At 53.6% G+C, this 11,986-nt stretch carries 15 protein-coding genes; 3 read left to right on the top strand and 12 right to left on the bottom strand.

Features of this window, described 5'->3' with window-relative positions; all coding sequences use genetic code 11:
• The first annotated feature begins 184 nt into the window (after positions 1–184).
• Positions 185–565: a BLUF domain-containing protein gene (locus tag RMS95_RS14335; RefSeq protein WP_310646876.1), complete on the top strand. Its 381-nt coding sequence runs from the start codon at positions 185–187 to the stop codon at positions 563–565.
• Positions 566–576: 11 nt separating this feature from the next.
• Here the strand turns inward: RMS95_RS14335 and RMS95_RS14330 are convergent, their stop codons facing one another.
• The 9 genes from RMS95_RS14330 to RMS95_RS14290 form a co-directional block, all read right to left on the bottom strand.
• On the bottom strand, positions 577–1,578 hold the full coding sequence (locus tag RMS95_RS14330) for an aldo/keto reductase (protein WP_310646875.1): 1,002 nt from the start codon (positions 1,576–1,578) through the stop codon (positions 577–579).
• Complete coding sequence (locus RMS95_RS14325; protein ID WP_310646874.1) at positions 1,575–2,462, bottom strand: TIM barrel protein; 888 nt, start codon at positions 2,460–2,462, stop codon at positions 1,575–1,577. Before RMS95_RS14325 ends, RMS95_RS14330 begins: the two co-directional genes overlap by 4 nt.
• A gap of 11 nt (positions 2,463–2,473) precedes the next feature.
• The gene (locus RMS95_RS14320; protein ID WP_310646873.1) at positions 2,474–3,355 is read right to left on the bottom strand and encodes a 4-hydroxyphenylpyruvate dioxygenase; all 882 of its coding nucleotides are present in this window, start codon (positions 3,353–3,355) and stop codon (positions 2,474–2,476) included.
• 34 nt (positions 3,356–3,389) lie between these two features.
• Complete coding sequence (locus RMS95_RS14315) at positions 3,390–4,241, bottom strand: ThiF family adenylyltransferase (RefSeq protein WP_310646872.1); 852 nt, start codon at positions 4,239–4,241, stop codon at positions 3,390–3,392.
• A gap of 6 nt (positions 4,242–4,247) precedes the next feature.
• Positions 4,248–4,691, bottom strand: a complete 444-nt coding sequence (aroQ, locus tag RMS95_RS14310) for a type II 3-dehydroquinate dehydratase (protein ID WP_310646871.1) — start codon at positions 4,689–4,691, stop codon at positions 4,248–4,250.
• Between the two features lie 81 nt (positions 4,692–4,772).
• Positions 4,773–5,795, bottom strand: coding sequence for a TRAP transporter substrate-binding protein (locus RMS95_RS14305; RefSeq protein WP_310646870.1), 1,023 nt, complete (start codon positions 5,793–5,795; stop codon positions 4,773–4,775).
• Between the two features lie 88 nt (positions 5,796–5,883).
• Positions 5,884–7,161, bottom strand: coding sequence for a TRAP transporter large permease subunit (locus tag RMS95_RS14300; protein WP_310646869.1), 1,278 nt, complete (start codon positions 7,159–7,161; stop codon positions 5,884–5,886).
• Positions 7,162–7,179: 18 nt separating this feature from the next.
• Positions 7,180–7,719, bottom strand: coding sequence for a TRAP transporter small permease (locus RMS95_RS14295; protein WP_310646868.1), 540 nt, complete (start codon positions 7,717–7,719; stop codon positions 7,180–7,182).
• Positions 7,720–7,824: 105 nt separating this feature from the next.
• Positions 7,825–8,490, bottom strand: a complete 666-nt coding sequence (locus RMS95_RS14290; protein ID WP_310646867.1) for a TetR/AcrR family transcriptional regulator — start codon at positions 8,488–8,490, stop codon at positions 7,825–7,827.
• 151 nt (positions 8,491–8,641) lie between these two features.
• Here RMS95_RS14290 and RMS95_RS14285 point away from each other — a divergent pair, with 151 nt between their 5' ends.
• The gene (locus RMS95_RS14285; protein WP_310646866.1) at positions 8,642–9,895 is read left to right on the top strand and encodes a hypothetical protein; all 1,254 of its coding nucleotides are present in this window, start codon (positions 8,642–8,644) and stop codon (positions 9,893–9,895) included.
• Between the two features lie 7 nt (positions 9,896–9,902).
• A complete protein-coding gene (locus RMS95_RS14280; RefSeq protein WP_310646865.1) occupies positions 9,903–10,433 on the top strand; it encodes a hypothetical protein in 531 nt (176 codons plus the stop codon).
• 19 nt (positions 10,434–10,452) lie between these two features.
• Here RMS95_RS14280 and RMS95_RS14275 read toward each other — a convergent pair whose 3' ends face one another.
• From RMS95_RS14275 to RMS95_RS14265, 3 genes are read right to left on the bottom strand one after another with little or no spacing between them, the layout of a single operon-like run.
• Positions 10,453–10,878 (bottom strand): PaaI family thioesterase, encoded by a 426-nt coding sequence (locus RMS95_RS14275; protein ID WP_310646864.1) that lies wholly within the window; start codon positions 10,876–10,878, stop codon positions 10,453–10,455.
• Positions 10,875–11,690, bottom strand: coding sequence for an SDR family oxidoreductase (locus RMS95_RS14270; protein ID WP_310646863.1), 816 nt, complete (start codon positions 11,688–11,690; stop codon positions 10,875–10,877). Before RMS95_RS14270 ends, RMS95_RS14275 begins: the two co-directional genes overlap by 4 nt.
• A gap of 5 nt (positions 11,691–11,695) precedes the next feature.
• Positions 11,696–11,866, bottom strand: coding sequence for a hypothetical protein (locus RMS95_RS14265; RefSeq protein WP_310646862.1), 171 nt, complete (start codon positions 11,864–11,866; stop codon positions 11,696–11,698).
• Positions 11,867–11,986 lie beyond the last annotated feature (120 nt).

Here is an 11,986-nt window from a genome sequence, read left to right as displayed (position 1 = left end):
TTGGTATCGTTCTTCTCGGCTGAGGTGCTTGTACATTGGGCAATTTCGATTTGGCGGTTAAAGCGGCCATGATGCTCTCGCATCCTCAGCCACCTATAACCAGTTCATCTTTGTTGCACTTCGTCCTTGAATCCGCCATCTCATATTTGTACGATTTAGGCTGTTTTAAAACCAGTCTTTGCCCGTGCTCGAACGTTTGCTCTACCGCTCTAAAGCCACCAATACCTTGGGTAGCTTGCATCTTTTCAACATGCTCAGTGAAGCACGCGCCAAAAATGCCCACCTCGGCATCACGGGGCACTTGCTCTACACCGAAGAAGTGTTTGTGCAATGCATTGAGGGCACGCCTGCGGCAATCGCCTCGTTGTGGGACAGCTTGCAGCGTGACTCACGCCACTACGACATTGAATTACTGGCTCGCGGCCCCTTAGAGCAGCGCCGATTCAGTGACTGGTCGATGGCGTTTTCAAGCTACCCCAGTCTCAACCGCTTCAACATGCCTGGGTTCTTTGCGGTCGACCGCGAAGGCATGAGCGAAGAAGCACAGCGTTGCGCTCACACTTGAATTCAGCATTTTTAAGCGAACTCTTCGGTATCCACTTCCGACGCATTGACCGCGTTGTAACGCGCCCCCTTCACCGTCTGCTGGTTGATGAGCGCTTCTAAGCGCTGCATTTGCTCCGGCGACAAGACCACATCGACGGCAGCCATGTTGTCTTCGAGGTGGCGGATGTTTTGCGTGCCAGGAATGGGAATGAGCTTGCTGTCTTTGTGCAGCAACCAAGCCAAAGCGAGTTGCGCTGGCGTACAGCCCGCTTCGCGTGCGATGGCTTGATAGGCGTCGAGCAGAGGTAGATTGGAAACATAAGTATCCGCACTGAAGCGTGGCATGGCGCGACGAATGTCGTTGGCAGCCAAAGTGCCCACATCACGCAAATCGCCACACAAGAAACCACGTGCGACCGGACTGAAGGCCACAAAGGTCGTACCCAACTCTTCACAGGCTTTGAGCACAGCAATTTCAGGGTTACGTGTCCACAGCGAATATTCAGTTTGCACGGCCGCAATGGGGTGCACGGCATGCGCTTTTCGCAGCGTGGTGGCCGAGACTTCACTCAGGCCAATTTCGCGAATCTTGCCTGCACGCACGAGGTCGCTCAGAGCGCCTATGCTGTCTTCGATGGGCACTTGTTTGTCCCAGCGGTGCAGGTAATACAGATCAATCACATCGGTACCCAAACGGGCCAAGCTGTCTTCGCAGTTTTGGCGAATCGCTTCAGGGCGACCGTTGATCACACGTTTGACACCATCGGGGAACGACACGCCAGCCATGCCGCCCTTGCTGCACAGCGTGATTTCGCTGCGGTGCGCTTTCAGCGCTTTACCCACCAGCAACTCGTTGGTGCCAAAGCCATACAAGGCCGCCGTGTCAAACAGCGTCACGCCAAGGTCTAAAGCGCGGTGAATGAGTGCCTCGCCCACTTCTGGCGCAGGCGGCGCGCCATAAGCGTGGCTGAGGTTCATGCAGCCTAGGCCGATGGCTGAAACGGTGTAAGGGCCGAGTTGACGTTGTTTCATGTTTGTGTGTGTGTTCGTGTCCAAGCGGGCAGCGGCGCTGAGCGGTGCAACACATTGTCATGCAACCATGTGGCGCTCTTGCGTGCACGCTCGGCCACGGTGGCCAATGGCAATTGTTGGTAGTCGTCGTTGAACACTTCAAAGCTGTAGTCGCCGCGATAACCAATACGGTCGAGGCGCAGCACCAAGTCAGCTAGCGCATCGCTGTGCACGCCCTCACCTGGAAACACACGAAACGTGCGCGCAGTGGTCATGCGGTCTTCAAATGTAGGCGTTTCGTGCCACATGAAGTCAGACAGTTGGACCAAGAAAATTTTGTCGGGATCGAGGTCTTCAATCGCATCCAGCGGCGTGTTGGCGGCAAAGATATGGAAGGAGTCGATGCCAATGCCGAGGTTGGGGCAATCGGCGCGGCAGACCACATCCCAAGACGTGGTGAACTCGTTGACCGTGCGGCCCCATGACAAACCTTCGTACGCCACTTTGATGCCCAAGGGCAAAGCCATCATGGCGAGCTTTTTCAAATCGCGGGCAATGTGGTCGAGGTCGTCGGTCGCGTGGCGTGAAGTGGAAGAACAGGCCAACAACACTTTGCTGCCGGTGGCTGCACACATCTCCAACATCGACTTGGCGATGTCGACTTTGTAGCCGTGCAAATGACCCGACAAACCTTCGAAGTCGCGCAGCACCTGAAAGCCCGTGGGACGCAAGCCACTGGCCTGCACCGCCGCAACCGCAGCAGGCACACCACCTGGGTGTGTGACCAAGTCACGCGCCATGAGCATGACTTGCGAGAAGCCTGCGTCTTTCATCGCCGACAGCTTGGCTTCTAAAGAGCCCGCCATCGTGATGGTGTCCATACCGAAACCATCGAGCAAGTTCATGGCATGCCCCTTCATTGATCTTTGTGAACCAGCTCAAACGACACCGAGCCCAAGGCGCTGCGTGTGAGCGCGCCACGGTCTTCGGCGTGCAGCTGGGTCGATTCGACGAACTCGACGCCTCGGGCTTTGAGCGCAGACACAGCGGCACCGACGTCAACGGCCCCTAGGCCAATGCGTTGCAAGCATTCGGGCGACTCGTCCGTGTCCATCCAAGGATCCGGCTCAATGAGTTGCCACAGGAAATTGCCGCACGGGCTCTTCATCAACTTGCCTTTGGGCAAGATGCCGAAGCGTTGGTCGTCGGGCACAAAACTGAAATCAAACATGTGTTCAAAGTAAGCCAACCAGTCGGCGCTGCGACCAGCACCGATGTACTGCACCACGCCAAAGTAACTCATGCCCGCGGTCGCCGCTGGGTGTTGGTCAACGGTGGGGATAGGCTTGAAGTCGATGTCGTAAATCGAGAACTCTTGCCAACGGTCCACAAAGTAAAAGCGGCTGCCGCCTGGGCCGTGAATGGCGGGGATGTGCAGCTCCATGGCTTGTGCTTGGCTGGTCACATTCCATGCGCCCAACTCCATGCAGCGGGTGTGTGCTTGCAGTGCATCGCGCACGCGGAAAGCCACGGCTGAAATGACGGGTTGACCATCGGTGGTGGCGCTCACACGGGCATCGTCGGGGCTGGCATTGACGACCAAATTCATACCGCCTTGACGGTACAAGGTGACTTCACGTGAGCGGTGACGTGCCACGGGACGAAAGCCCATGTTTTCTAACACTTGGCCCAGCGCTTGTGGACGGCTGGTGGCGTATTCAATGAACTCAATCCCCTCTAGCCCCAAACGGTTGGGCATGTCGGGCACGGACTCTCGGTGTGTGGATTGCAAGGTCATCGGGTACTCCAAGAAAAATTAGTGGCTCAAAAACTCAATAGCTCAACTGCGCCACATCGCGCAGGACTTCAGCGGTGGTGGTGGGTAAACCGAAGTATTCCAAATAAGCCGGAATTTGTTCAAACAACATGTCTGAGCCCACTTGCACGCGGCAGCCACGGTTTTTTGCAGCTTGCAAGAATGCGGTCATTTCAGTTTTCATCACCACCTCACCCACAAAAGCATCGGGCGAAATACGCGACACATCCATCGGCAGCGCATCGCCTTCGTTCATGCCCATGGGCGTGGCATTGACCACCAAATCGTGGTCGGCAGGATCGTTGGAGCCCGTGCGCACATCGATCTGAGGGTAGTTTTGCTTCAGGCGCTGCCCCAAGGCCTCAGCAGATGCGGTGTTCACATCAAACAAGCTGATGGCGGCAATGCCAGCACCTGCCAGCGACGCAGCAATGGCACAACCCACACCACCCGAGCCCACCACCAACACGCGCTTGCCCGCCAAGTCAAAGCCCTTGCGCTGCACGCCACGCACAAATCCAGCGCCATCAAACATGTCGCCCACCAAGCGGCCATCGGCCAGTTTTTTCACGGCGTTGCATGCACCGGCCACACGAACAGTGGCCGTCACCTCATCCAACAAACCCACGGTCACCACTTTGTGCGGCATGGTGATGAGCGCGCCGCAAATATTGGTGAGGTTGAATACCGATTTCAAAAACACCGGGTAGTCTGGCGTTTGGCAACCCATCGGCACCACCACCGCGTTGATGCCCGCACTGGCGAAGTACGGGTTGTAAATCATGGGCGATTTGAAGGTGTGTGTGGGAAAACCAATGTGGGCAATCAGCTGTGTGTTGCCATTGATGGAGATGCCGTGCTTGCTCATGGTGTTTTATTTAGAAGATTGAACAGCAGACACCGCTGCACGCAAGGCCAGCTCGTAGCTGTCAGCACCGAAGCCGCAAATTTGACCTTTCACAATTTCGGCAAACACCGACTTGTGACGGAACTCTTCACGCGCATGGATGTTGGACATGTGCAACTCCACCACAGGGCAAGTCAACACAGCCAAAGCATCGCGAATGGCATAGCTGTAATGGGTCCAGGCGCCGGCGTTGATCAGCACGGCGTCCACGTTGTCGAAGTAACCTTGGTGAATGCGCTCGCACATGTCGCCTTCGTGGTTGGTCTGATAGCACTCAACGTCAGCGCCCAAGTCTTTGCCCAGCTTGTGCAAATTGGCATTGATCTCATCCAACGTGATGGTGCCGTATTGCTTGGGGTCGCGTTTGCCAAACATGTTGTGGTTCACACCGTGAAGCATCAAAACTTTCATACGCAACTTCCCTTAAGAATCTTTATTCGTTCAATAAAAAAAGCTTCGCCGCATCCAAGCGGCGAAGCATCGCAAAGCCAATTACTTGGACTTTTTAGCAGGTGCAGCGGTGCGCACTTTGTCGATTTCGCCTTGCAACTCTTTGACCAAATCTTGGCCCACGGTCACACCGTGCTTGGCCGTCACAGGACGCATTTTGTCGCGCAAGATAGACATTTCTGACTCAGACAACTGAGTGACTTGCATGCCGTTCTTCTTCAAGTTGGCCAACAAACTGGCTTCCAAGTTACGTGCGGTGTCGCGTTGGAACTTGGCAGACTCAGTGGCTGCATCAGCCACCACTTTTTTCTCAGCAGCGCTCAAGGTTTCCCAGAACTTCTTGCTGATCACCACCGACTGTGGGTTGTATTGGTGGGCAGTCAACACCATGTGTTTTTGCACTTCGTACAACTTGGCACTGTTGATGGTCGGAATGGGGTTTTCTTGACCGTCCACAGCACCTTGCTCCAAAGCCGCATACAACTCTGGGAATGGCAGCGGTGTGGGGTTGGCCCCCAAAGCCTTGACCCAGTCCACGTTGATGGGGTTAGGAATGACGCGCAGCTTCAAGCCTTCGAGGTCAGACACTTTGTTGATGGCGCGCTTGCCGTTGGTGATGTGACGAAAGCCCAGCTCGTAGTAAGCCAAACCGATCAAACCTTTTTCTTCCAACTTGGCGTGCATTTTCTTGCCGAAGGCACCGTCGACCACCGCGTCAGCTTCTTTGGTGGTCGCAAACATGAAGGGGAAATCGAACACGCCAAACTCTTTGACTTGGCTGGCGAAGATGCCAGAGTTCATAGAAGCCATTTCCAATGAGCCGCCTTGAATGGCTGACACGTTGGCTTGATCGCTCCCCAAAGTGCCGCCTGGGAAGATGTTGACCTTGAGTTTGCCGCCAGAGTTCTTCTCGACGATTTCTTTGAACTTCTCCATGCCTTGCACGATGGGGTGACCCGCGCTGTTCTGGTTGGCGAACTTGATGGTTTTCACTTGTGCCGAGGCAATGCCCATGGCGGCCATGGCCACAGTCGCGATCACGGTCTTGATAAATACACGTTTCATGTCAGTGTCTCCTGATGAACTTTTGCGGTCGTACGCCCATTGAAGGTTCCACGGTCTGGCGTACCCGGACAGACCGTGGAATAAAAACTTAATATAACCAGCGCGCAGGCACCATCACGATGGATGGGAACAGCACCATCAAAAACATGACAATGAACTGCACCGCCATGAAGGGCAATACACCACGTGTCACATCATCCATACGCATGCGACCCACACCAGCCACCACGTTCAGCACAGTGCCCACGGGAGGCGTCACCAAACCAATGGAGTTGTTGATGATGAACAGTACGCCGAAATACACAGGGTCAATCCCTGCGGCTTTGACGATGGGCATCAACACAGGGGTCAAGATCAAAATGGTGGGTGTCATGTCCATCGCCGTACCAACGATCATGCACAACACCATGATGGCAGCCATCAGCAGAGTTGGGTTGCCCAACAAAGGCTCCAACAAGCTCACCACTTGTGCTGGCAAATTAGCAACCGTGATCAACCATGCAGACACCATCGCAGCGGCCACCAAGAACATGATCACAGAGGTTGTTTTGGCAGCCATGCGAAAGACGTCAAACAACTGAGACCAAGTGAGTTCACGGTAAATCACACCTGCCACAAACAGTGCATACACAGCGGCCACCACAGCGGCCTCTGTTGGGGTGAATACGCCCATGCGCAAACCCACCAAGATGATCAAAGGCAGCATCAAGGCCCAGCCTGCTTCACGCATGGCAGCAAATACTTCCGCCGTTGTCTTACGCGCTGGCGGGGTCAAATCTTCTTTGCGTGTGCACCACCACCACGTGGCCCACAAACCAGCAGCCAACACGACACCAGGGAAGATGCCTGCCAAGAACAATTTGCTGATCGACACGTTGGCTGCAACACCAAAGATCACAAAACCAATCGATGGTGGAATGATGGGACCGATCACACCGCAAGCGGCAATCAAGCCACCGCTGCGTGCTTTGTCGTGGCCCGCTTTCACCATCATGGGCAACAGCAAAGCGGTCAACGCCGCCGCGTCTGCCACGGCAGAACCCGACAAAGCCGACAACAAACAAGCGGCAACGATGGTCACATAGCCCAAGCCGCCGCGGATGTGGCCCACCAAGGCCATCGCAAAGTCAACGATGCGACGTGAGAGGCCGCCGGTGTTCATCACCTCACCTGCCAACATGAAGAAAGGCACAGCCAACAGTGGAAAGCTGTTCGAGCCTTCGATCACGTTTTGCGCCAAGATTTGCGCATCAAACATGTCCATGTGCCACATCAACGCGGAGCCACACAGCAACAAAGAAAAAGCGATCGGCACGCCCAGCGCCATGGCAGCGAGCAAAGAGCCCAAAAATACAGCGATTGTCATGATTGAATTCCTTGGGGTTTACTTGAGGGGGGCGGGAACGTCGATGGGCTCTTCTTCAGACTCGCGAACACCGATCAACTCGCTGTCAGCCAGTTCACCACGCATCAAGCGCAGCAAGTGATCCACAAGGATCAATGCACCTGACACAGCCAACACCATGCCACACGCGTAGAAGATGCCCATAGAGGCTTCCATCACCGCACTGGTGGAATCCCAGTTGATGATGGTTTGATCTAACGATCCTTTGAACAACAGCCAACACACAAACAACATCAATCCGTGACCAATCACAAAGAAGATTTTTTGCCAACGCACGGATAACTTAGACACGATGGTGTCAGACCCCAAATGCGCGCCGTCTTTCATCGCCACGATGGCGCCCAAGAAGGTCACCCAAACGAACAACCAGCGCGACAGCTCTTCCGACAAAGTGATGCCGGAGTTGAAGGCATAACGCATCACCACGTTGCCAAAAACCAAGACCACCATCACGGCGAGAGCAACTGAAATCACTAATTCGAGAAACCGACAGTAGCGATCCAAAAAACGATTAAGCATCGGAGAATCCTTGAAAAATAGGGGTTGGTACAAAATGTACAAAACAGTTACTTTGTGGATGATTAGTGGAAACCCGCATTTCAATATCGCATAACCAACTACCTGCTATTCCAAATTTGAATAACTTACGAAACGCAGCACCATCTCCACCACACTTTGGCGTCGCGCCGCCAGTGACTCGATGGTCTGTCCGTTGCGTTGGAAAATCAAGTCAAAGGTGTAGCGGTTAGAGACATTGAAAAAAGTCAGCGCTGAAATTGACGCATGGATGTCGATGGGGTCTAGCCCTTTGCGAAACACACCAGCCTTCACACCGCGTTTGTATAGGTCCTCAATGGACTGAATGGCAGAGATGTTCAAATCTTGAATCAGCTTGCTTTGGGCCAAATATTCGCCCCGCTGCATGTTCTCTGACATGACCAGACGAATGAAGTCTTGGTTGCTGTGGTGATGGTCGAACGTGAACCCGACGAGTGCTTTGAGTGCGTCAACTGGCGATAAATCCGCCAAATGCAACTCAGCCTCGGTGGCACGAATGCGGCGGTAGGCATCTTCCAACACGGCGAGGTACAGACCTTCTTTACTCCCGTAATAGTAGTAAATCATGCGTTTGCTGGTATGCGTGGCATCGGCAATCGCGTCAATGCGCCCACCCGCCAAACCTTTGGCTGCGAATTCTTGGGTGGCAACGGCCATGATGCCCGCCATCGTCCGCTCAGGATCGTTGGTGCGCTTGGGTGTCTTGCGCGCAGAATGTACCGTTTCGTTCATTTCTAAAGTATAGAACGCACAGCAGCGAGTTCCCACCAGAAGAACCCTAAGTACTGCAGTGAGAACACTCAATAACCCAACGAATAAAATGGTTACTTAATAAGTAACATTTACAGATTAAATGGTATTTTTGTACAAATAAAATATAAATATGTACATATACATACAACCATCGCTTTCAGTAAAAACAATAACGCATGTTGTGCTGATGGGCTTGATGATGGGTGGTATTTTTATATCGACAAATACGCACGCATCCGAACTTGGCGACGAAAGCAAGTGGTCTTATCAAGTAGGCGTAGACACATGGCGCCTGCAGTCGTCCGCTGATAAAGACACAGACCCTGGGTACATCTCCGAGAGCTCCAACCTACTTCTCCCAAACGCGTATACAAAATGGAACTATTCAGACACCTTTCCTTACGGCTGGGTCATGGGGCAAAAACCCCTCACAAGAGACACATCCGTCAGTTTAAGAGCACGTGTTGATCAAACACTCGGCTTGCGGATTGATGAAGCGCAGGTACAAACCAACTTCTCGCCATCGCTTGGCGCACGTTATGGCATCGTCGACTACAAAACAAGTTGGTGTCGAACCACAGAGCCAGACAACGGGTGGATGCGCGAAATAGAGACGATTTGCAGCACCACCCAATTTAGAGATGTCACCGGTGGTTCACCAGGCGCACAGCTGTACACATCGACCCAATGGGGTAGGTATCTGATTCAGAGCCAGATTGGCGCTTATCGACCTCTACTGCTTGACTACGCGCCCAAAGAGTACGGCAACTTGATCCCAAGCAACGACTACCGAGTGTTGTCGAACAAGAAAATTGGCTTGAACGTCAATCTGATCAATTTAGACACGCCCTTAGAAATGAGAATTTCTTATATCAAGGGGCATCAAACGGCCTACTCGCCTGAGCCCTATTTACTGGGTCATAACCAACAAAGCAGTGACATGGTTTATCTGGGGTTCAACCTGCCCATCACACGGCGACTGAGTGGCCGAATCACGCATTTGCAACAAATGCAAGAAGCGAGTTGTCGCTCTACGGTCGCGAAATTTGCGACCGCTTGCAACTTGAACCTCACCTTTGACAAATACGCCTCTACGCTAGAGTTTTCGTACCGCCTCGACAGCACCAACCTCTTTTCTGTTGGCATCAGCAAAACAGTATTTGAGATCAATCAAGATCTGTTCACACAAAAATACGATTTGTACTCCGCCGATCTGACAGCCTTAACGATCAAGCAAAGGGCTATCGCTTGGCGACATGATTGGGGCGAAGGCCTTTTCAGCGTGATCCAATTTATTCAATCGCAGCAACTGAATGGGCAACGAGACAACTACGTTGGGTCCACCGGCTCAGCGCTTGGTGCCAGGCTTGGCTATCAGTTCTAGACACTCCATGCAAAAAAAAATTATCATTTTCGGTCTCAGCATCGCACTGACTGCCTGCGGCGCTGGCAGCGGCATCGACGCTATCCCTAAGCCAAACTTGAATGTGGACAGTCTGTTGGCCAACTGGAGGAGCCTAGACCAACCATGCATTGAACTCGGTCCGCAATCTTCGTACAAAGAAACAGCCACCCATCTCTGGTGGCAAGATTTCCAAAAAATATACAGCGTGTACGACAACGCAAGTTGCACAGACCCAGCCGTAGGAAACATCACTGACACCTACCAAGCCAATTGGTCAGCCCCCACATCAACACAAACCAAAATCGGTGCAGCAAGGGTTGAACTGAGTGGGCCTGTACGCGCTGTAGAGGGCCTCACACCACAACCGACCTTCCCTTTGGGCGCCACCCCCATCTTGGCTTTGTTTTTTGCAGAAAACAATCAACTTCAGATGTACACAGGCGGATCTGCAGCAGACCTAGACGGTGAAGGCTACCCGCTAGGCTTCACAACGCCAACGGCAGTATTTACCAAATAATGAGGTCAAGCCTAAGGCGTCAGCGGGGATCACGGTAACGAAACGTCCCCATGGCCTGTGCCGCCACTTGCCCACTGGCATCCACCACACGGGCTTCACAAAAGCAAACCGAGCGTCCACCGCCTATGGCTCGCCCTGTGGCGACAAGACGTCCCGCAGCCGGGCGCATGAAAGAAATGCTCATCTCCACGGTCACCACTTCACGGGCGTAGTCAACGCGCGACAAAGCCGCATGCGCCATCGCACTGTCCAACAGCGTCATGACCACCCCGCCATGCCCACCGCCGTGGTTATTCAAAAGTTCATCTCGCAACTCGACGGAGACGACCGCTTCACCATCGTGGGCTTGTTCGCGACACACCCCCAAATGATCGGTGAAAGGCACATGGCGTTGTGGGCCACTGCGTGGCTTGTCGGTGTCAGTGGCATTATGGGATTGGCTCATGCTTTCTCCTGACGCGATGTGGCCGCAGCGGCGCTGAAATCACGCGGCCCCGTCAGTGCCAAGCCCCCATCCACTGGAATGATGGTGCCCGTGATGAAGGCCCCCAAATCACTGGCCAGCACCATGGCCATGTTGGCAATGTCTTTGATCGCGCCTAGGCGTTTGAGGGGCACACGTTGGGTCATGGCGGACAAGGTGTCGTCCGTGGGCGCCAAGCGTTTGAGCCCTTCCGTGTCGGCAATCGGCCCAGGCACGATGGAGTTGATGCGAATACCTTGTGCTCCCCACTCCAATGCCAGCACCTGCGTCAACATGTCAATACCCGCCTTCGCCGCACACACATGCGCTTGATAAGGCGTGGGAATGAAAGCCTGGCCTGCGGAGATTTGAATCACACAAGCGCCGGGTTTTTGCAAGTAAGCATGCGCCAAGCGCACGACATGAAAGCTGCCCATCAAATCAATGTCAATCACCGTCTTGAACGCGTTGGGTGACATGTCAAGCACACTGGCTAAGAAGTTACCCGCAGCGCCTGAAATCAACACATCAATCGGGCCAAATTTTTCAGCGGCCTGTGCAAAGGCCGACTCCAAGGCCGCAGGCTGTCGGACATCAGCCGAAGCACCCCACGCTTGTGCACCGGTAGACGTGAGTTGCGCCACCGCAGCATCCACCTTATCGGCGGAACGGCTGATCAACGAAATGCGCGCCCCCGCCTTCGCAAATGCCTGCGCAATGCCAAAGTTGATGCCGCTGGAGCCTCCAGCCACAAACACATGTTTGCCAGAAAAATCAAAATTCAAAGTCGTCATAAAGTTCACTCAGGTTTAAAGCCAATTTCTTTCAACATCTTGGCATCGCGCTCGAATTGCGCACGGGCATACGCCGCGTAGTCTTCGCCAGAAGTCCAGTTCGCTTGAAAGTCAAACTGTTCCAGTTGATTCAAATAAACAGGATCAAATGCTGCTTTTTTGAAAGGCGGATTCAAGGACGAAGTGCAACACGCTTTAACGAGGCATGGAATACCTCGTGAGGTGTCTTGAATCCTAGTCGCTTTCTGGGGCGATGATTCAATCGGTTTTCAATCATAGTCAATTCCTCATCCGTC

Source organism: Limnohabitans sp., from assembly GCF_031539175.1.
Lineage (GTDB): Bacteria > Pseudomonadota > Gammaproteobacteria > Burkholderiales > Burkholderiaceae_C > Limnohabitans.
The sequence above is the reverse complement of the archived record's forward strand: the minus strand, read 5'-3'. Positions and strand labels throughout refer to the sequence as shown.